The organism is Cohnella zeiphila, assembly GCF_014212055.1.
GTDB lineage: Bacteria > Bacillota > Bacilli > Paenibacillales > Paenibacillaceae > Cohnella > Cohnella zeiphila.
Window position 1 is genome coordinate 87,317 of sequence record NZ_JACJVO010000002.1, and the last position, 18,601, is coordinate 105,917.

Sequence of the window (18,601 nt, forward strand, 5' to 3'; positions counted from 1 at the left end):
GCCTTATCGTTCGTTCCGTTTTATCGAATGCCGTGCTCTTCCGTCCACACGACCCGGCCGTTTACCATCGTCAGCGTCGGCCAGCCGGTCAGCTTCCAGCCCGTGAACGGGGTGTTGCGGCCTTGGGACAGGAACGAGTCCGGATTGACTTCTTTTTCGCTCTCAAGGTCGATCAGAATGAGATCGGCGGGAGCCCCGACTTCCAGCTTCCCGGCATCGAGTCCGAAGACCCGCGCCGGATCGCTCGTCATGCGCCGAAGCAGGAAGCTCAGCGTCCAGCGCCCGGTCTTCACGAACTTCGTATAGAGCAGCGGGAACGCCGTCTCGAAGCCGACGATGCCGAACGGCGCCCGTTCCAGCCCTTTCGCCTTCTCTTCGGCGCCGTGAGGGGCATGGTCGGTGACGATGATGTCGATCGTCCCTTCCTCCAGCGCTTCGATGCAAGCTTCCACGTCACGGGGAGTGCGCAGCGGAGGGTTCATTTTCCAATTGGCGTCCATCGAATCGGGAATGTCTTCGTCCGACAGCACCAGATGGTGCGGGCACACTTCGGCGGTTACGTTCACGCCGACCGACTTGCCGAGCCGGATGAGCCGGACCGACTGCTCGGTGCTGACGTGGCAGACATGGTAGTGAACGCCGGTTGCTTCGGCCAGCAAAATATCGCGTCCGACATGGATCGCCTCGGACTCGTTCGGAATTCCCTTCAGCCCGTGCTTGCGGGCGAACGCTCCCTCCGACACCGCCGCGCCCTCGACCAGCGAATCGTCTTCGCAGTGGGCGATGACCGGCCGGTCCAGCGACTTCGCCAGCGACATGGCGTTCTTCATCATTTGCGCGTTTTGGACGCCGACGCCGTCGTCCGTGAAGCCGACCGCTCCGGCTTCCTTCAGCGCGGCGAAGTCGGTCAGCTCGCGGCCGAGCTCGTTTTTCGTGATCGCCGCGTACGGCAGCACGCGGACGACGCCTTCGGAAGCCGCTTTGTCCAGCACGAACCGAACCGTCTCGGCCGTGTCGGTCACCGGACGCGTGTTCGGCATGCAGGCGATCGTCGTAAAGCCGCCTTTAGCCGCCGACCGCGTTCCGCTGGCGATCGTCTCCTTATATTCGAAGCCGGGTTCGCGAAGATGGACGTGCATGTCGATCAGCCCCGGCGCAAGCAGCTTGCCGGATGCGTCGATCACCTCGCATCCCGCCGTATCGACGGAGGCCGATCCGTCGGCCCATTGGGCCACCTTGCCGTTCTCCACTTTCAGATGCCGGCGAACCGGCGTTTCCCGTTCCCCGTCCATAAACAGCGCGTTCACAATCCATGTTGTCATTCGTCAGCTTCCTCCTCTGCCGCTTAGCATCTGTTTACGCAACGGACAATCATGCATCTTTATACACTATATTGTATATGCATGAAACCAATTTGTCACTACACCGTTGCGGCTCCACCGTTATTCTGAATAAAAATTCAGCCCAATTCCGTTTCTTCCTCCGCGTCCTTCGGGTGGAGGAGGGTGACGCTGTCGCTGGCGTCGATCTCCTGCAGCTTGACTTCGATCTGTTCCTGCTTCGCGGTCGGGATGTTCTTCCCCACATAGTCGGGCCGGATCGGCAGCTCGCGGTGTCCCCGGTCGACGAGCACGGCCAGCTGAATCGACTGCGGGCGGCCGTTGTCCATAAGAGCGTCGAGCGCGGCGCGAATCGTGCGGCCGGTGTACAGCACGTCGTCGAACAGAATGATGCGTTTGTTCTGGATCGGAAAAGGCAGCTCGCAAGCTCCCGCCCCCGGTTGCGCTCCCTGGGGCCGATCGTCTCGGTAGCAGGTGATGTCCAGTTCGCCGACCTCGATCGGGCGGCCTTCGATCTCCTTTATTCTCTCCGCTACCCGCCGAGCCAAGTAAATGCCTCTCGTGCGAATTCCGACCAGCACGCAGCCTTCGATGCCTTTGTTCTTCTCCGCAATCTCGTGCGCGATTCGGGTGAGCGCCCGCCGGATCGCCGCCTCGTCCATCAGGATTCGGGTATCCTGCACGAAAAAAACCTCCCAGCGTCAGACGCAAGGAGGTTTCGCCTACGTATGCAACCGCGGCAGAGCCCAGCCTGCCCTTCGTCAAGAACAGACGCGAGAGGACACGCCGACGGTTGAATAAAAGCTGCGCCACCTTGCCAGTCTCACGGGACTGAATTAAAGGTACGAGTTTGTCATCAAGAATTATCGCACTTTCGACAAGGAGTGTCAAGACGAAAAACCCCGGCGCCTGCGATCGGCAACCGGGGCTTCCTTACCGTATTTAGAACTCGAATTCGACGTCCGACAAGCGGCGCTTGATCTCGTCGATGACCCGGCGCTCTTCTTCCTCGCCTTGGGCGATGAAGGTGACGGAGAACCGGACGAATCGGCCGGCGTCGTCCCACGGCACGGTGGAGATGAGCTTCTCGCGGATCAAATACTGGGAGAACGCTTCGCCGGATTCGAACGAAGGTCCGCCCTTGATTCCTTTGGGCGCTTCGACGTACAGGAAGAACGAGCCTTTCGGCTTCTCGGCGGAAAAGCCGAGTTCGTTCAACGCGCCGACGAGCAGGTTGTGGCGGCGGGAATACTTGGCGGAGATCGCCTCGGTAATCTCCGGATGCGCCAGACCGTAAGCGGCCGCCTTCTGGATGGCGATGAACTGGCCGGAGTCGTTGTTGTCCTTCACGTCACCGAACGCCTTCACGATGAGCGGGTTGCCGGCGATGAAGCCGATCCGCCAGCCGGTCATGTTGTACGACTTCGACAAGGAATGGAGCTCGACGCCGACATCCTTCGCGCCCGGAACGGACAGGAAGCTCAGCGGTCTCACGCCGTCATAGGTCAGCGCTGCGTAAGGAGCGTCGTGAACGACGACGACGTTGAATTTCTTGGCCCAGGCGACAACCTTCGCGAAAAATTCCGCGGTGGCCGCGGCGCCGGTCGGATTGTTCGGGTAGTTCAGGTACAACAGCTTGGCGCGGCGGGCGATATTTTCCGGAATCGCGTCCAGATCCGGCAGGAAGTTGTTCTCCTTCGTCAGTTGGACGTTAAACACTTCGCCGCCGAGATATTTCGTATGGGTGCCCATGACCGGGTAACCAGGCACCGTCATGATCGTCACGTCGCCCGGATTGATGAACACGCTGGGCAGCATGGCGAGCGCCGGCTTCGTGCCGATCGTATGCAGCACTTCGCCCACCGGATCGAGGCCGTCGACCGAAAATACTTCCTTCAGGTACTTGGCCGCGGCAGCCTTAAACTCCGGAATGCCGTTGTCGGCGTAGCCGCGGTTCTCCGGCTTGGCCGCTTCTTCGGCAAGCTTGGCCACGACGCCTGCGTCCGCCATCTCGTCGGGCTCGCCGACGCCCATGTCGATCAGCTCGACGTCCGGATGGGCCAGCTTCGCCGCCGCTTTGGCTCGCTTGATTTTCTCGAACTTGTAGATGTTCGTATCTTTTCCGTAGTTGGAGCCGCCGATCCGGTCGGCGAACTGCTCTTGGATGAAGGTGGATTGGTATTGTTCAACGCTCATTTCTTCGCCAACTCCTTTGGGAGATTTACGTAATTAAATATGACGCAACGGCTTCTTCATCGCCATGGACTATTTCGCCGAACTTTTGCAGGATTTGCGAAGGGTCGGCCACAGGCGCGAAGACCGGCGGATATCGAAAAGGCGGGGACTCCCGTCTCGGGTCTCCCGCCTATCTTCTCATCGCGTGCGAAGCGAATGCAGCGCCTGTTCCATGTCGTCCGGCAGCGGAGCACTGAATTCCAGCGTCTCGCCGGTTCGCGGATGGACGAAGCCGAGCACGCCCGCGTGCAGCGCCTGTCCCTGCATGCCGAGCGTCCGCCCGGCGCGGCCGCCGTACATCGGATCGCCGACGATCGGATGGCCGATGTACTTCATATGGACGCGGATCTGGTGCGTCCGCCCCGTCTCCAGCCGCAGCTCCAGCAGCGTATAGTCGTCGAACCGCTCGAGCACGGCAAAGTGGGTTACCGCCCTTTTCGACCCTTTGTCGGTCACCGCGAACATCTTCCGGTCGTTCTTGTCTCTTCCGATCGGCGCGTCGACCGTTCCCTTGGCATGGGGAACGTTGCCGTACACGAGCGCATAATAGCGCCTCAGCACGCTGTGCTCCTTGAACTGCTCCGCCAGCGAGGCGTGCGCCAGGTCGTTCTTCGCCGCCATGAGCAGGCCGGACGTGTCCTTGTCGATCCGATGGACGATGCCCGGCCGCATCGTGCCGTTGATGCCGGACAAGTCCCGGCAATGGTATAGCAGAGCGTTGACGACCGTCCCGCTCGCATGGCCGACGGCCGGGTGCACGACCATGCCGCGCGGCTTGTCGATCACGATGACGTCCGCGTCCTCGTACACGACGTTGAGCGGAATGTCCTCCGGCAGCGACTCGAGCGGCTCCGCTTCGGGAACGTCCACCGCAAGCTCGTCGCCGGCGGCGACTTTGCCGTTCGGCTTGCAACTCTGTCCGTTGATCGTCACCGCGCCCGAACGGATCCAGTCCTGCACTTGGGAACGGGACACGGACAAGTCCGCGAGCGCTTCCGTCACGTGCTTATCCGCCCGTTCCCCGGCTTGATCCGGACCGACGGTCCAGACGATGCGGCCGCCTTCCTCCTCATCGGAAGCGTCAATCGCCAAGGCGTCCGGCGCCTCTTCGTCTCCGCTTCCGTCAAACACGGCTTTCTTCATTGGTTCGTTCGTCATGTTCCGCTTGCCCTTTCTTTTCCTGGCTCGACAACAGAAGCGCATCCACCAAAATGAGCGCTACCCCGATCGTAATCGCGGTATCGGCCAGATTAAATACCGGAAACGTGTACGAGCCGAAGTTGAATTGAAGGAAATCGACGACTTCCCCGTAAACCGCCCGGTCGAAGAAGTTGCCGACCGCCCCGCCCAGCACGAGCGACAGCGCGATCAGCATGACCGTCCTTCCCGTATGGTAGGACCGCCGCAAATACCAGACGATGGCCGCCGCGACGGCGACCGTGATCACGATGAAGAATACGCGCTGGTCCTGCAAAATGCTGAAAGCCGCCCCCCGGTTGCGAATGGACGTAATCACGAAAAAGTTTCCGATCACCCGGATTTGCTCGTCGATGGCCACCGAATGCTCGATCCATCTTTTCGAAGCGTAATCGATGGCGAAGACGACCAATGCGGCCGCGTAATAAATCCAAATGCCCGGTCTGCTACGTTGCATGTCGAGACGTTCCGCCTTTCAAACGGTGAATTCCTGCGTGATGATTTTACCATAGGTCAAGCAAATCCCGCCAGCGCACCCAGACAAGACCCGCTTTCCGCTTCGTTAAAAACGGCCTTGCGGGCGAAAACTATGGCAAGCCATCGTAATTCTGACCAAGAAGGAGTGGACCGTGATGACCCTCCCGTTGACCGAAGAAAGGCTGCAAGCGCTGCGCGGGCGGCTGCTCGCCAGCAAACGCGAGCTGGAGGAGAGAACGAACCGGAACCGGCATTTCGGCCTGGAAAATTCGTTCCGCGAATCGACAGGCGATCTGTCCACGAGCGACAACCATCCCGCCGACGGGGGAACCGAGATGTTCGAGCGGGGCAAAGATATCTCCCTGCTGGAGCGGGAAGCGTTCCGGCTTACCCGGATCGAAGCCGCCCTGGAGCGGATGGAGACCGGGGAGTACGGCCGCTGCGTCGCTTGCGGACGCTTCATTCCGGCGGAACGGCTGGAAGCTCTGCCTACGGCAATCTACTGCCTCGAACATGAGCCCCGGCAGCGGGAGAAGGAAGGCCGGCCCGTCGAGGAGGAGTTCCTGACGCCTCCGTTCGGCCGAACCAGCCTGGACGGCCAGCACGACCAGAACGGCTTCGACGGCGAGGATGCGTGGCAGATCGTCGAGTCCTGGGGCAGTTCGAACACTCCCGCCATGGCCGAAAATCCGAATGCCGACGATTATGACCATCTCTATATCGAAGCGGAAGAGAACGACGGCTTCGTGGAGCCGATCGAGAGCTTCCTGGCCACCGACATTACCGGCCACGACGTCACCGTCGTGCGCAATCGCGCCTATCGGCACTATATGGCCGCGAACGAAGGAGAACATTTGCTGGAGCCGGACGAAGAAGCGGACGACTGGCGATAAGAGTGGAAGGCGGACGAGGGCGCATTTGCGCCCTCAGTACGTTTTGATCTCCAACTGCCGCTGGACGATTCGAACGATGTCGGCGATGTAATCTCCCACGATCGGCAGGTTGAGCGCCCCGAGCAGCTGGAGCAGCCAGACGATCGTCGCCGCGAAGAAAGTAAAGCCGAGCGCGATGCCGATGCCGCGCGTGATGCCGGACACGAAGTTTCGCCAGATGAGGCTCCACGGGCTGCGCATCAGGTTGACGTATTCTTTCAGTTCCGCCTTCTCCATGTCGAGGGCAAGCTTGTCCAGCCGGTCCGTCACCGCCTCCAGCGTCCGCCGGAGCAGCGTAGCCTGCTCCTTCAATTCGGATGTCGTCTTTTCGGGATGTTGGTTCGTTTGGTCTTGCACCGGAATCAAGCCCTTCCCACAAAGGATTGGATTCCTTAGATTACCTCCTCATCCCCTATCCTAAACGCGCAAAATGCCGCCTGCGCCAAGCGCAAGCGGCTGTTCTTCGTCTTATCGGTCCCGCTTTCTCCCGACGTAATAACGGTTCAGGGAACGGCAAACTTCTTGATAATCCGGATACATCTCGTCGTATCGACCGGCCGCGTCCGGCTCAGGCTCCAGTCTCTGCGTCAATCGTACCGCTTGCGCCACCGCATCTTCCGCCGACGCATAGCAGCCGGTACCGATGCCTGCCAGCATCGCCGCCCCGAGCGCGGAAGCGTCCCGATTGCCGATCAAGGAAGCCGGCTTGCCGGCGACGTTGCCGACCATCCGGCACCAGACCGGGTTACGGCTGCCGCCCCCGCCGATCCGCAGCTCGCGAACGGGAATGCCGGCTCGTTCGAGCAGCTCCAGATTGTCGCGAATGTTGTAGGAGATTCCTTCCAGGACGGAATGGAGCAGAAGCGGCTTGTCTTGTCCCAGCGTCAAGCCCAGCCAGGAAGCACGGTCCCGCTCGTCGAAGGAAGGCGATCCGCTGCCGACAAGGAAGGGCAGGAACAGCAGCCCGCGGCTGCCGGGCGGAATATCCTTCATTGCCTCGGTCCAACGCTCCAGCTTGTTCCGATCGGGAGCGGCCGACACGGAGTCTCCGGTCAGCATGCGCAGTCCCCAGTCGACGCCCAGGCCGCCGGTGAACACGCTGCCCATCGCATAGAACGTCCCTTTCACGGCCGAGGGGTGAAAAGTAAAACCCGCCAGGTTGCGAATCGGTTCACGAAGCGGCGTGACGACTTGAATCGACGTGCTCAGCGTCACCGCCGTCTCGCCGGCCGCAAGGATGCCGGTGCCAAGCTGGCTGCATGCCATGTCGGCCCCGCCGGCGACGACGGGAGTCCCTTCCGGCAGGCCCGTCCGCACGGCGGCTTCCTTCGTGACGCGGCCGATCTTCTCGGCCGAACTGCACAAAGGCGGGAACAATGCCGGATCGATCCCGAGCTCGCGGATCAGCTTCCACGCCCAATCTCCCTTCGCCGGGTCGAACAACAGCGTGTTGCCTGCGTCCGTCGGCTCGGTCGCCCATTCCCCGGTCAGGCGGAATCGGATATAGTCCTTCGGGAAGGCGAATCGGCTCGACTCGGTCAGCGCGCCCGGGTCGTTCTCCCGCAGCCAAAGCAGCCGTGGCGCGACGAAGGCGGCGAGCGGCTCGTTGCCCGTCATCGCCGCGATCTCTTCCCCGTAGCGCTCCTTCAGCCATTCCGCCTGCCGCGCCGCTCTGGTGTCGGCGACGAGCATGCTCGGCCGTACCGGCCGCCCCCGCCGGTCCGCCAGCACCATCGCGCTCATGTTCCCGGAGAAGGAGACGGCGGCGATGCGGCTCGCGTCCGTCCCTGCGACGCATTCCCGGATCGCCCGCGCGGCGGCGCGCCACCAATGCTCGGGCCGCTGCTCGACCCAGCCGGGCCGCGGCGAGGCGATCGGGTACGTTCCGGTCGCGGCCGCGGCAACGGTGCCGTCCGGTTCGACCGCGACACACTTGACCGAGGTGGAGCCGATGTCGACGCCCAGCAGAAGAGGTTGAATGTCCATCGTGATGCCGCCTGCCTTTCGTAACGGTTACAGATGCTTGATCCGGCCGCGATACTGCCGAATGTATTGCTCATTGCGCTCCGGGCCTCCCGGCACGTTGCCGCTCGTATACACCGAAGGGATGATCCCGCGTTCGGCCAGCTTGGCGGCGACCTCGATCATAAGCATCTGCAGCAGCACGCCTCCGATGATCGTGGAGCCGGATGACATGCGGGCGTCGGACAGCGGAACGGGGACGAGCGCGTCTCCCTGGGGCAGATGGTTGTCGATGACCAGGTCGGCGACGTCCCGAAGCTTGAGCCCCGAGCTGTGGCGCGATTCCATCTCGAAGTAGGCGGAGGACGTGAGCGCGATTACCTTGAGCCCCCGCTTTTTGGCCTCGAGAGCCATATCGACAGGAAGACCGTTCAGTCCCGAGTTGGAGATGACGATCAGCACTTCCCCCGGCTTGACCGTATAGTTGTCGATAATATGCCCGGCATAATGCTCCATCCGTTCGATATTGGAGCTCTTGACCGCTCCTTCGTGAAGCATGACGCTGGTCTCGAGAATCGCGTTTACTTGCACGAGGCCGCCGGCCCGGTAAAAGAAATCCTCGACCAGAATATGCGAATGGCCGCAGCCGAATAAATGAAGCAAGCCGTCGTTCGAGATCGACTCGGCGATCCAGCCGGCCGCCGTCTCGATGGCCGGCTTCTCCGCCTGTTCTACAATCCGGATGCGATCCGTAATTTCATCGATAAATGAATTCGTCATGATGCTCATTCCCTTCGTTGCTTATCCGATCGACGACGGAACGCCCAGGCGGGCGAACACCCGATCGGCCGACCGAACGTGGCTCGGCCCGTTGTCCAGCGCGGCCGGACCGTGTCCCGGCAGGAGCGCCCGAAACGGCAAGGCCGCCAGCCTGGAGATGCTTGACGCCAACTGCTGCAGGTGAAAGTCGTGGGTGCTCAGCATGGAGATCTTGCCGCCGGTGAATACGGTATCCCCGCTGAACAGGAACGGAGAGCCGTCGCCGGCATCGAACAAATAGCTGGTATCGCTGGCGGAATGCCCCGGCGTATGCAGGACGGAAACGTCGTAACGCCCGATCCGCAGCGTCTGGCCGTCGTCCAGCGGCAGATCGACCCGGCAGGCTTCCCACCGATAATCCGGCGGGTAGAATCCCGCCGCGACCGCCTTCGGCAGATCGATCCGCTCTTCCTCGCCTCCTTCTAGCGCCGCCGCCGCTTCCCTCGGCAAGGCGACGCTAGCGCCGGTCGCCCGGCGTATGGCGGCCGCGCCGCCCGAATGATCGGCATGCAGATGCGTGAGCAGGAGGTGCGACACCCGGCCGGGTTCAAATCCGCAGACGGCGACGTTATCGAGCAGCGCGTCGGCGGAAAGGCCCGTGCCCGCGTCGATCAGGACGAGCGATGCTCCGGCATCCACCAGATAAGCGTTGCAGTCCGCCGGATGGGTCGCGTCGTAGCCGAGCTTGCCGCTGGCCGTCAAATAAACGTCGCGAAGCAGCCTCATGCCCGCTCCTTCACCTGTACGACCATCTCCAGCTCGACCGGCGCCCCGAACGGGAGTTCGCTCGCGCCGAGCGCCGCTCGGGCGTGACGGCCCGCTTCCCCGAATACCTCGATCAGCAGTTCGGAAGCTCCGTTGACCACGAGCGGATGCTCGCCGAAGCCGGGCGCCGAACGGACGTAGCCGATGACCCGGACGATTCTCTCGACGCGGTCCAGCGTGCCGAGCACGGCTTCCATCTCGCCGATGCAGTTCAGCGCGGCGAGGCGAGCGGCCCGCTTGCCCGTCTCGATATCCAGCTCGGCTCCCAGCCTGCCGGCATACTGCATCTCGCCGTCGATCTCGGGCGTCTGCCCGGACAAATAAAGCAAGTTGCCCGCCTGTACGCCCGGCTCGAACAAAAACCGGGGCTTTACGTCGGGAACCGTCAAACCAAGCTCCTTCAATCGGTCGTATGCGCTCATCGCGATTCCCCTCCATCCAAATCAACGATTGTTTTGGCCGCGGCCGACCGTACGATCGCATCCGCGATCCGCGTGACGTGCACCGAGTCCGCCAGCGGCATTGTCCGGGACGGCCGCTCCTCGCGAATGGCTTCCACGAAATCCGCCAGCTCCGAGGCGATCGCGCCGCCGACCCGATTCCCTTCGTCCGGCCACAGCGTCGTGTCCGGATGAAGCACCTCTTCCGGCGTCCAGATGCCGAAGCCCGGGTGCGCCAATTGATAATAAGCGGTTCCCGTCTCCCCGATCACTTCGATGTGCGCGTCGATCGTCCCGTCCAGCTCCAGCGTCTCCACCAGGTTGCGCGGCGCCGCCGCCGGCACCGCCCAGCTCGAATCGAGCGAAGCGACGACGCCGTTCTCGAACGTCAAGATGGCCGAGAACAGATCCGGATACCGGTAGCCCTCCACCCGGCGCTCGAAAGCGGCGACTTCCACGCAACGGGCGTTCGCGTACCAAACGATCAAATCGAGCTCGTGAACGCCGGATTCGTAGACGGGATGAATCCGGTTGCCGAACGCCTGGAACCAGCTGCGGCTGAAGTTGCGCTTGGCGCGGATCGCCGCGACCGCCCCCAGCTTGCCGGCATCGATCGAGCGCTTGATCATCCGGTAAGGCTGGCTGTAGCGGGAGATATTGCCGACGAGCACCTGCTTGCCGCTCTCCTCGCTCGCCCTCGCGATCTCCTCCGCTTCCGCGGCCGAGATGCAGAGCGGCTTTTCCACGATCACGTGCTTGCCGCGGCGCAGCGCGTGCAGAATGAGCGGCCCGTGCGTGGACTCGTCGCTGACAATGTCGACCGCGTCCACCCTCGGATCCTCGATCAGCCGCAGCGGATCCTCGTAACGGCCGTCCGGTCCGATGCCGAAACGGTTCGCCGCTTCCTCCAGCGCTTGCGAATCGATGTCCGCCAATGCGACCGTTTCGGCTCCGGGAATTTGCGCCAGCACCTTCAAGTGCAGCCGGCCGAACCGCCCGGCGCCGATCAAGCCGATCCGAACGGTTGCCGTCATGCGTTCCACCTCCTTGAAATGGCCGGTCCGCCGGATGCACGGCAGCCCCTCACTTGACGGCCCCCGCCGTCAGGCCGCGGACGAAGAACTTGCCGACGAAGGCGAAGAATACGACAACCGGCAGAAGCGTCAGCACGGCGCCCGCCGTCGTCCAGCCCCAGCGGACCGTGTACTGCCCCATGATCGCCTTCAGACCGACGGGCAGCGTGCGCAGCTCGTCCGAAGTGATCAAGACCGAGGCGAACGAATACTCCGTCCAGGAAGTGATGAACCCGTAAATGGCGATCGTGGCGATGCCCGGCCCGATCAGCGGCAGAATGACGGAGCCGAGCGTCCGCATCGGTCCCGCGCCGTCGATGGCGGCCGCTTCGTCGAGCGCCTTCGGCACCGAATCGAAGAAGCCCTGCATGAGCCAGATGGAGAACGGGGCGGCGAACGTCACGTTGATGATGATCAGAGCCCATAGCGTATCAACCAGATGAAGCGACGACATCAGCTGATAGACCGGCACGAGAAGCAGAATGCCCGGGAAAATGTACGTCGCCAGAATGAGGCGAAACACCAGATTGCGGCCGACGAACTTCATCCGGTAAATCGCGAACGACGCCGGGATGACGACCGCGACGGAGCAGACGAGCGTCGCCGCTGCGACCAGAATGCTGTTGAGCAGGTTGCGCTTGTAGGCGGTCTGCTCGATCAGCTGTTTGTAGTGGTCCAGCGTGAACGAGGTCGGGAAGAAGCCGGGCTTCAAGATTTGATCCGCCGGTTTGAAGGAGGAGCTGATGACCCAGTAGAACGGAAATACGATAAGCAAAAACAGCAGTATGCCGACGATCCAACGTCCTGCTTTCACGTTTGTCTCCTCCTCTCCCTACTCGTCCTTGGGCGAGCCGAATTTGATGAACACCGTGACGAACACGAGAAGCAAGAACGCCGTCACGATCGAAGCCGCGGACGCCTGTCCGATATGGAAGTTCTCGAACGCCGTCTGATAGACGAAAAGCGGAACGGTCGTCGTCGCGCCAGCGGGACCCCCGCCGGTCAGAATCTCGATTAGGTCGAACACGTTGAACGACCAGAGCGTGCCGACGAGACCGAGCGCGAACATGATCTTGCCGAGCGACGGGAACGTGATCGTCCAGAACTGCGTCCACTTGCTCGCGCCGTCGACGTCTGCCGCCTCGTACATCTCCTTGTCGATAATCGTCAGGCCGGCCAGCACGATGATGGTCATGAACGGGAACCAGTGCCATGTATTGATGAAGATCAGGATCGGCATCGACCAGACCGAATCCCCGATCAGGTTGATCGGCTTATCGAGTAGTCCCATCGAGATGAGCGCATGGTTGAAAATCCCGTAGGAGCCGTTGAAAATCCACTGCCAGAAAATCGCGACGACGATCGTCGGAATGATCCAAGGAATGATCATCCAGGTGCGGAAAAACTGGGCGATACGGCTCGAACGGTTCAGCAGCAGCGCCGTCAGGAACGCCAGCACGCTCTGCAGCAGGCTGTTGCCGATGACCCAGTAAAGGCTCTTGCCCCAGGCCGTCCAATAACCTTGGGAGCTCAGCACCGTCTTGTAGTTGTCCACGCCGACGAAGCTGCCTTTCGTGCCGACAAAACCGGTGTTGTAGAAGCTCTCTTTGATCACGTTGCCGAGCGGCCAGAAGATCGTGGCTAGAATCCAGATGATGATCGGAGCGACCAGCGCATAAGGCAGCAGCTTGGTCCAGCCGGAACGCTTCCCCGCGAACTCCATGATTTGTTCCCCCTCATGGGAAGCGGACGGGGGACTCCCGCCCGCTTCCGGTAGCCGTCTAAACTTGCCTCAACCGCGTTACTTGACCGCGCTCTCCATCTGGGATTGTCCCCAAGCGACTGCGTCGGCTGCGGACATTCCCTTGGAAGTGATCTGCTCCAGTGTCTGCGCCAGGTAGTTCGGACCGGAGATCTGGCCGATCTTGCCGGCGACGCCGTTCGTGAAGCCGAAAAGTTGGCCCTTCTTCGAAGCGTCGAGAAGCACTTGCACTTGATCCTTGTACTTCGTGATAACCGGGTCGTTCCAGAAGCTGCTGCCTTCTGCGGCGCCGTCTTCGGTCACCGGCAGGAACAGACCCGGCTCTGCGTTCAGGAAGTTGCCGTAGTTGGACGGATCGTACAGGAAGTCGAAAAATTTCTGGATGGCTTCTTGCTTCTTTGCGTCCTTCGTAAGCATCATGATGGCGTTGGAATAGTAAATGCTGCCCTCTTCTCCGCCGCTGGCCACCGGCATCGGCGCGATACCGAGATCGCTTGCGGGACGTCCCGATTCCGATTCGAACGTGGACAGATACTGTCCTTTCTCGATCGCCATGGCCGCCGTTCCGGCGTTGAACTGCGCCTGCGGCTCGCCCCACGTGTACGTGTTGCTGTCCGCGGGGGAATCTTTCAGCAATTTCGCGTACGTCTCGTAAGCTTTGACCGTTTTATCATTGTTGAAGGTGACCTTGTTGCTTCCGTCGATAATATCCTTGGCCCCCGCCGTTACGAGGAAGCTGTACAGCACCTGGTCGGTCGCCATCGATTTGGAGGCGGGCAGCGCGATGCCGTACTGACTGCCCTTGGTCAGCTTGTCTGCCGCCGCCGTCAGCTCATCCCATGTCTTCGGCGGAGCAATGCCGGCTGCGTCGAGCAGATCTTTGCGGTACCAGAGCACCTGCACCATTCCATAGGCAGGCACGGCCCACGTATGATCGTCATATTGATAAGGCGTTACCGCAGATTGGAGAAAATGATGCTTCTCGTCAAGAGACTTGACGATGTCGTCGACCGGCTGCACGACGCCGAGCTGCTTGATGACGGTCGTATAGTCGGGGATGGTGAACAGCAGATCGGGACCGTTGCCGGACTGGATCGCCGCCGGGAACTTCGTGTAGGCGTCGTCCCAGCTTTGGACTTTGGCCGTCACCTTGATGTCCGGATTGGCCTTGTTGAACTGATCGATCACTTCATTGATCCGCTTCACGCGGTTCGGCGGTTCCTCCATGTGCCACAGCGTAATTTGCGTCACGCCGCCGGAGCTTTCCGAGCTTCCCGCGCTCGCCGAGCTGCCGGCGCTTGCGGAACCGGACGCCGGCGCGCTTGCCGCGCCGTTGCCGGAGTTGCTCGAAGAACAGCCGGCCAGAATCATTTGCGAAGCGAGTAGAGCGGAACCGACAATGTACCAATTTTTTTTGCGCATTTTCTTTTTCCCTCTTTCCATTTATATAGTTGTCGCGGTCAAGTCCTTGACGCCATGACCGGTTACGACCGATACGATGGATTGCCCTTCCTGTAGCAGCCCCCGCTCCCGGAGCCTGGAGACGGCGGCGACGGCCGTGGCCGCGGACGTCTCGACGAGCAGTCCTTCCTCCGCGGCAAGCCGCTCGCGGAATCGGACGATCTCTTCCTCCCCGATGGCCACCGCGGCGCCGCCCGATTCGCGGATCGTCCGCAGCGTCCGCGCGCCGTCCGCCGGATACGTCGTCAGCGGATCGGCGATGCCGGAAGCGACCGTGCGCGGCGCGTCCCACGGTCGGACCTGATCGTCTTCGTTCTCGAAGGCCCGGACGATGGGCGCGCAGCCTTGGGCCTGTACCCCGACCATGCGGGGAAGGCTGCCCGCGAGCCCTGCCGCCTTCAACTCCCGAAACCCTTTGTAGCAGGCGTCGAGCAATGGGCCGGCGCCGACCGGAATTGCTATCCAGTCGGGTACGCCGCCCAGCTCCGCGAAAATCTCGTAAGCGACCGTTTTGTTGCCTTCGATAGAGTAAGGATTTAAATAAGTGGAGGTAAGGTTAAAAGCGCCTCGCCGGACCGACTCCCCGCCCGCTTCGGCATAAGCGTCTCCATAATTTCCCTCGACGATGCGGAGTTCGGCCCCGAATGCCCGAATGATTCGCAGCTTCTCGTCCGGCGTGCCGGCCGGCACATAGACGCTGCACGGCAGCCCTGCCCGGGCCGCATAGGCCGCCGCCGCGACGCCGGTATTGCCCGTCGAAGCGCAAACGACGCTCCCGAGCCCCAAATCCTTCGCCGCGTTGACCGCGACCGACTGAGCCCGATCCTTGAACGACAGGGTCGGATTGACCGTCTCGTTTTTGATCCAAAAATTTTCAATATTCAAATTTTTCAAAATAGAGTGACTTTTAATCAGCGGCGTGCTCCCTTCGCCGAGCGTGATCGGCTCGCGCCGGGCCCGCACGGGTAGCAGCTCGCGATACTTCCAGATGCCGCGCTCTTTCCGGCCGATCCAATCCCGGATCGAGACGGTTTGGCGGAAGCGCTCGTAATCATAGCGGGCGTCCAAGCTGCCTCCGCACTCGGGACATTGATAGACGAGCCCGGGAGGATGGCGGCGTCCGCATTGCGTGCATTCGAATCCGATGAAAATAGAGATCTCTCCTTTCATCAGGAGACTCCGTTAAGCCGTAGAACCGCGAGGGCGTATAAGCGAAAAGCTTGTTCGAGCTGTTCCCGCTCCACGTACTCTTCGTCCGAATGAGCTTGCTCGATTCGGCCGGGCCCGCAGACGACCGCCTCCGTGCCGGTGGAGCGGATGAGCGCGCCGTCGGTCCAGAACGGCAGGCCGACCGGCTCGGCTTGCAAGCCGATCTGCCCGGCTGCATCCGCGAGAGCCCGGACGATGCCGCTGTCCGGCGAGGTGTCGAGCGCTTCGTGCGGAACGCCGTGGAAGTTGTCCATCTGCTCCGCCCGGGCGTTCCAGCCGGCGACGCCTTCGCCCGCTTCCGCCAGCGTCCCGCGCAGCTCCGCGAGCGCGGAATCGGCCGACTCGCCCGGAAGAAGGCGGCGCTCGAAGCGGACGGTGCAGCTGCCGGGCACGATGACCGGCCTCGTTCCGCCTTCGATCATCCCGACGTTGATCGTCGGCGATCCTAGCAGCGGATGAGATCTTCGCTTCAGCTCGGGAATGTAGCTTCGCTGCAGGAGCTCGATCCATCTGCTGGCGTGGTAGACGGCGTTGACGCCCGACTCGGGCACGCTGCCGTGCACGGATTTGCCTTCGAACGCCGCTTCGTACCAGGCGACTCCCTTGTGGGCGATGCCGATCCGCAGCTCCGTCGGCTCTCCGACGATCGCGTAATCGGCCGGACGTCCTTGCGCCGCCAGCCGGAACGCGCCCGGGCTGTACGACTCTTCGCCTACTGTCGCCGCAAGCAGAATGTCGCCGCCGAGCGGAATGCCGGCGCGGCGGAATGCCTTAAGGACGCCGGCCATGACAGCCAGCGCGCCCTTCATGTCCACGCTGCCGCGACCGTATATTTTCCCGTCCCGCACGAAAGGCTCGAATGCCAAATTCATACCATACTTTGGTACCGTATCCAGATGGCCATTGAAAAGAAGAGAGGGGCCCGTCCCGCATCCGGGGATGCGGGCGGTCAGATTGAAGCGTCCGGGAAGCACTTCGTCCCATTCGCAAGGAATGCCGGCCGCCTCCAGATCGTCCGCGAGCGCCCGGGCGGCGGGCAGCTCCTGATCCGCACTGTCCGCATGGCTCTCCGCGCGGATCAGCCGCGTCAAGAGCTCCTCGGTCTCTCGAGGCGGGACGGCCTCCAGCAGCCGTTCGATCACCTGGCCTTGCCCCAGCCGAATTCTTCGAGATATTCGAGCGCCTCTTCGGCGACCCGGTCGAAGTCGGCGAGACCGATCCCGGACGGCTCTCCGACGCCGTACAGGCCGCCGGCCTGCCAAGCTTCCCACTCGACGGAGTTGTAATGCTTGTACCCCGTCTCCTTGAGGGCGTCGGCCATCTCGCGGAAGTCGGCATAGCCGCCGCCGAACCAGACGTGCTGGGACTGCATGATGTTCGGGAAGCCGACCTCGTCCTTCACATGGGTTACCTTGATCCGGTCGCCCAGCTTCAGAATCGCGTCGCGGATCGGCATGCGCGGCTTCACCGTCGTGTAGAACGTGCCGACGTCGACGCAGCAGTAAACGTTCGGCCGATCGACCAGCTCGAGCAGCTTCAGCATCGCGTCCACGCTGTTGATGATCGTGCCCTGGATCAGCTCGATGCTGACGTCGATGCCCTTGCCCGCCGCGTAGTCGGCCACCTCGCGGGTGGCGGAGACGACTTGGTTCCAAACTTCCTTGCGGGTCATCAGGTTATAGAGCGGCGGATCGTAGTAGCCGTCGCCGACCAGCGTGACGACCGTCTCGGCGCCCATGTCCGCGGCGGAGTCGATCGCCCGCTTGAACTTGGCGATGCCGTTCTCCCGGTCGAAGTAGCGCGGAGAGACGAACGTCGTATGGCAACCGATCGAAGAGAACGCCAGACCGGTCTCGTCCATCGCTTTCTTGACCTTGACCACGGCGTCGTCATATTCGTGCGGCCGCAGCTCCATAATCTTCGGGAAAATGACGTCGAACCCTTCATACCCGTATCCGGCAATCTGGCGAACGCACCAGTCGAGGGGCTTGTCTCCCCAAGAGTTCCAAGCCGGCCCGCAAATTTCGAGCCTCCCCCACGGCATGTTCGGCCAAATCTCGAAAGACATTTTCAGATGCTGGCTCATTCGCTTCTCCTCCTGGCGGATTCTAGATGTTCATTTCGATCGAGAACTTGTAGCGGTCGCCCCGATAGAGCGATTTGACATATTCGACCGGCGTCGGCTTATTCTCTCCGTACGTCACGCGCTCGATCAGCATGACGGCGTCGCCGCCGTTCACTTCGAGGTAGTGGGCTTCGGACGGCGTCACGTAGGTGATCTCGATCGTCTGTTGAGCCCGCGTCAGCTTCAGCCCGCACTTCTCCTCCAACGTGCCGTACAGCGACTTGTCCTCCATGTTGAGCCCGACGATCGGCTCCGCCCACTTGTGAACCAAGTAACTCTTCTCCAGCGCCATCGGTTCTCCGTCCCCGGTGCGGATCCGGACCATCTCGATGACCGATTCGCCTTCGGGAATTTGCAGCCGCTGGGCGACGCTCCCTGTCGCCGGAATGACCTCCATGCTCAGAAAGCGGGCGCCGGGCTGCATGCCCCGATTCACCATGTCCGACGTAAAATTGCTGAGCTTCGTCAGCGGCTGTTCGATCTTGCGCTTGGAGACGAACGTGCCGACTCCCCGCTGGCGCTGAAGCAGTCCCTCCTGCACCAGCTCGTTGATCGCCTGGCGCACCGTCATCCGGTTGATCTCGAACAGCTCCGAGAGCTCCCTCTCCGACGGGATCAGATCGTCCACTTGATAGCGGCCGGTCTCGATCTGCTTCTTCAAATGTTCTTTGAGCTGGTAGTAGAGAGGAACGACGCTCATCTTGTCGATCGCGTCTTTGAGGTCCGTCATCTCTCCTTCTCCCTTTCAGTTTTGATATAGTCATGTAGTTGTCTATACCAGTTGATGTGTTCATTATAGGTTAC

General features: G+C 61.7%; 19 protein-coding genes. 1 reads left to right on the forward strand and 18 read right to left on the reverse strand.

The genetic code is table 11. From position 1 onward, the window contains the following. Positions 1-20: 20 nt before the first annotated feature. The 5 genes from H7C18_RS01650 to lspA all read right to left on the reverse strand — a co-directional run bounded on the left by H7C18_RS01650 (position 21) and on the right by lspA (position 5,229). On the reverse strand, positions 21-1,322 hold the full coding sequence (locus H7C18_RS01650; RefSeq protein WP_185127272.1) for a dihydroorotase: 1,302 nt from the start codon (positions 1,320-1,322) through the stop codon (positions 21-23). 137 nt (positions 1,323-1,459) lie between these two features. Next, positions 1,460-2,002 carry a bifunctional pyr operon transcriptional regulator/uracil phosphoribosyltransferase PyrR gene (gene pyrR / locus H7C18_RS01655; protein ID WP_185127443.1) on the reverse strand — a complete coding sequence of 181 codons (543 nt, stop codon included), beginning with the start codon at positions 2,000-2,002 and terminating at the stop codon, positions 1,460-1,462. A gap of 280 nt (positions 2,003-2,282) precedes the next feature. Next, positions 2,283-3,536: an LL-diaminopimelate aminotransferase gene (locus H7C18_RS01660; protein WP_185127273.1), complete on the reverse strand. Its 1,254-nt coding sequence runs from the start codon at positions 3,534-3,536 to the stop codon at positions 2,283-2,285. A 177-nt stretch (positions 3,537-3,713) separates the two neighbouring features. Next, positions 3,714-4,733: an RluA family pseudouridine synthase gene (locus H7C18_RS01665; RefSeq protein WP_238357402.1), complete on the reverse strand. Its 1,020-nt coding sequence runs from the start codon at positions 4,731-4,733 to the stop codon at positions 3,714-3,716. Then, on the reverse strand, positions 4,699-5,229 hold the full coding sequence (lspA, locus tag H7C18_RS01670) for a signal peptidase II (protein ID WP_185127274.1): 531 nt from the start codon (positions 5,227-5,229) through the stop codon (positions 4,699-4,701). The genes H7C18_RS01665 and lspA overlap by 35 nt, the downstream gene beginning before the upstream one ends. A 175-nt stretch (positions 5,230-5,404) precedes the next feature. Here lspA and H7C18_RS01675 point away from each other — a divergent pair, with 175 nt between their 5' ends. Beyond that, positions 5,405-6,142 (forward strand): TraR/DksA C4-type zinc finger protein, encoded by a 738-nt coding sequence (locus H7C18_RS01675; protein WP_185127275.1) that lies wholly within the window; start codon positions 5,405-5,407, stop codon positions 6,140-6,142. A 33-nt stretch (positions 6,143-6,175) separates the two neighbouring features. Here the strand turns inward: H7C18_RS01675 and H7C18_RS01680 are convergent, their stop codons facing one another. The 13 genes from H7C18_RS01680 to H7C18_RS01740 all read right to left on the reverse strand — a co-directional run bounded on the left by H7C18_RS01680 (position 6,176) and on the right by H7C18_RS01740 (position 18,527). Beyond that, complete coding sequence (locus H7C18_RS01680; RefSeq protein WP_420481826.1) at positions 6,176-6,538, reverse strand: DUF5665 domain-containing protein; 363 nt, start codon at positions 6,536-6,538, stop codon at positions 6,176-6,178. Positions 6,539-6,649: 111 nt separating this feature from the next. Further along, entirely contained in the window at positions 6,650-8,167 is a 1,518-nt protein-coding gene (locus tag H7C18_RS01685) for a xylulokinase (protein WP_185127276.1), read from the reverse strand. A gap of 27 nt (positions 8,168-8,194) precedes the next feature. Next, positions 8,195-8,923, reverse strand: coding sequence for a sugar isomerase domain-containing protein (locus tag H7C18_RS01690; protein WP_185127277.1), 729 nt, complete (start codon positions 8,921-8,923; stop codon positions 8,195-8,197). A gap of 21 nt (positions 8,924-8,944) precedes the next feature. Continuing rightward, a complete protein-coding gene (locus H7C18_RS01695) occupies positions 8,945-9,688 on the reverse strand; it encodes an MBL fold metallo-hydrolase (RefSeq protein WP_185127278.1) in 744 nt (247 codons plus the stop codon). Then, positions 9,685-10,149, reverse strand: coding sequence for a RidA family protein (locus H7C18_RS01700; RefSeq protein ID WP_185127279.1), 465 nt, complete (start codon positions 10,147-10,149; stop codon positions 9,685-9,687). The genes H7C18_RS01695 and H7C18_RS01700 overlap by 4 nt, the downstream gene beginning before the upstream one ends. Further along, complete coding sequence (locus H7C18_RS01705) at positions 10,146-11,201, reverse strand: Gfo/Idh/MocA family protein (RefSeq protein WP_185127280.1); 1,056 nt, start codon at positions 11,199-11,201, stop codon at positions 10,146-10,148. The genes H7C18_RS01700 and H7C18_RS01705 overlap by 4 nt, the downstream gene beginning before the upstream one ends. A 49-nt stretch (positions 11,202-11,250) precedes the next feature. Continuing rightward, a complete protein-coding gene (locus H7C18_RS01710; RefSeq protein WP_185127281.1) occupies positions 11,251-12,054 on the reverse strand; it encodes an ABC transporter permease subunit in 804 nt (267 codons plus the stop codon). Between the two features lie 18 nt (positions 12,055-12,072). Further along, entirely contained in the window at positions 12,073-12,963 is an 891-nt protein-coding gene (locus H7C18_RS01715) for a carbohydrate ABC transporter permease (protein WP_185127282.1), read from the reverse strand. 78 nt (positions 12,964-13,041) lie between these two features. Beyond that, a complete protein-coding gene (locus tag H7C18_RS01720; RefSeq protein WP_185127283.1) occupies positions 13,042-14,424 on the reverse strand; it encodes an ABC transporter substrate-binding protein in 1,383 nt (460 codons plus the stop codon). A 21-nt stretch (positions 14,425-14,445) separates the two neighbouring features. Beyond that, complete coding sequence (locus H7C18_RS01725; RefSeq protein WP_185127284.1) at positions 14,446-15,633, reverse strand: threonine synthase; 1,188 nt, start codon at positions 15,631-15,633, stop codon at positions 14,446-14,448. Further along, complete coding sequence (locus tag H7C18_RS01730) at positions 15,633-16,814, reverse strand: ArgE/DapE family deacylase (RefSeq protein ID WP_185127285.1); 1,182 nt, start codon at positions 16,812-16,814, stop codon at positions 15,633-15,635. The genes H7C18_RS01725 and H7C18_RS01730 overlap by 1 nt, the downstream gene beginning before the upstream one ends. Next, the gene (locus tag H7C18_RS01735) at positions 16,811-17,758 is read right to left on the reverse strand and encodes a sugar phosphate isomerase/epimerase family protein (RefSeq protein ID WP_185127286.1); all 948 of its coding nucleotides are present in this window, start codon (positions 17,756-17,758) and stop codon (positions 16,811-16,813) included. Before H7C18_RS01735 ends, H7C18_RS01730 begins: the two co-directional genes overlap by 4 nt. Positions 17,759-17,780: 22 nt before the next feature. Further along, positions 17,781-18,527, reverse strand: a complete 747-nt coding sequence (locus H7C18_RS01740) for a GntR family transcriptional regulator (protein ID WP_185127287.1) — start codon at positions 18,525-18,527, stop codon at positions 17,781-17,783. Positions 18,528-18,601: the final 74 nt, after the last annotated feature.

What these genes read in the sequence shown, in the direction of transcription:
- H7C18_RS01650 (WP_185127272.1), bottom strand. Translation starts at nt 1,322, where the DNA reads ATGACAACATGGATTGTGAACGCGCTGTTTATGGACGGGGAACGGGAA.
- pyrR (WP_185127443.1), bottom strand. Translation starts at nt 2,002, where the DNA reads ATGGACGAGGCGGCGATCCGGCGGGCGCTCACCCGAATCGCGCACGAG.
- H7C18_RS01660 (WP_185127273.1), bottom strand. Translation starts at nt 3,536, where the DNA reads ATGAGCGTTGAACAATACCAATCCACCTTCATCCAAGAGCAGTTCGCC.
- H7C18_RS01665 (WP_238357402.1), bottom strand. Translation starts at nt 4,733, where the DNA reads ATGACGAACGAACCAATGAAGAAAGCCGTGTTTGACGGAAGCGGAGAC.
- lspA (WP_185127274.1), bottom strand. Translation starts at nt 5,229, where the DNA reads ATGCAACGTAGCAGACCGGGCATTTGGATTTATTACGCGGCCGCATTG.
- H7C18_RS01675 (WP_185127275.1), top strand. Translation starts at nt 5,405, where the DNA reads ATGACCCTCCCGTTGACCGAAGAAAGGCTGCAAGCGCTGCGCGGGCGG.
- H7C18_RS01685 (WP_185127276.1), bottom strand. Translation starts at nt 8,167, where the DNA reads ATGGACATTCAACCTCTTCTGCTGGGCGTCGACATCGGCTCCACCTCG.
- H7C18_RS01690 (WP_185127277.1), bottom strand. Translation starts at nt 8,923, where the DNA reads ATGACGAATTCATTTATCGATGAAATTACGGATCGCATCCGGATTGTA.
- H7C18_RS01695 (WP_185127278.1), bottom strand. Translation starts at nt 9,688, where the DNA reads ATGAGGCTGCTTCGCGACGTTTATTTGACGGCCAGCGGCAAGCTCGGC.
- H7C18_RS01700 (WP_185127279.1), bottom strand. Translation starts at nt 10,149, where the DNA reads ATGAGCGCATACGACCGATTGAAGGAGCTTGGTTTGACGGTTCCCGAC.
- H7C18_RS01705 (WP_185127280.1), bottom strand. Translation starts at nt 11,201, where the DNA reads ATGACGGCAACCGTTCGGATCGGCTTGATCGGCGCCGGGCGGTTCGGC.
- H7C18_RS01715 (WP_185127282.1), bottom strand. Translation starts at nt 12,963, where the DNA reads ATGGAGTTCGCGGGGAAGCGTTCCGGCTGGACCAAGCTGCTGCCTTAT.
- H7C18_RS01720 (WP_185127283.1), bottom strand. Translation starts at nt 14,424, where the DNA reads ATGCGCAAAAAAAATTGGTACATTGTCGGTTCCGCTCTACTCGCTTCG.
- H7C18_RS01725 (WP_185127284.1), bottom strand. Translation starts at nt 15,633, where the DNA reads ATGAAAGGAGAGATCTCTATTTTCATCGGATTCGAATGCACGCAATGC.
- H7C18_RS01735 (WP_185127286.1), bottom strand. Translation starts at nt 17,758, where the DNA reads ATGAGCCAGCATCTGAAAATGTCTTTCGAGATTTGGCCGAACATGCCG.
- H7C18_RS01740 (WP_185127287.1), bottom strand. Translation starts at nt 18,527, where the DNA reads ATGACGGACCTCAAAGACGCGATCGACAAGATGAGCGTCGTTCCTCTC.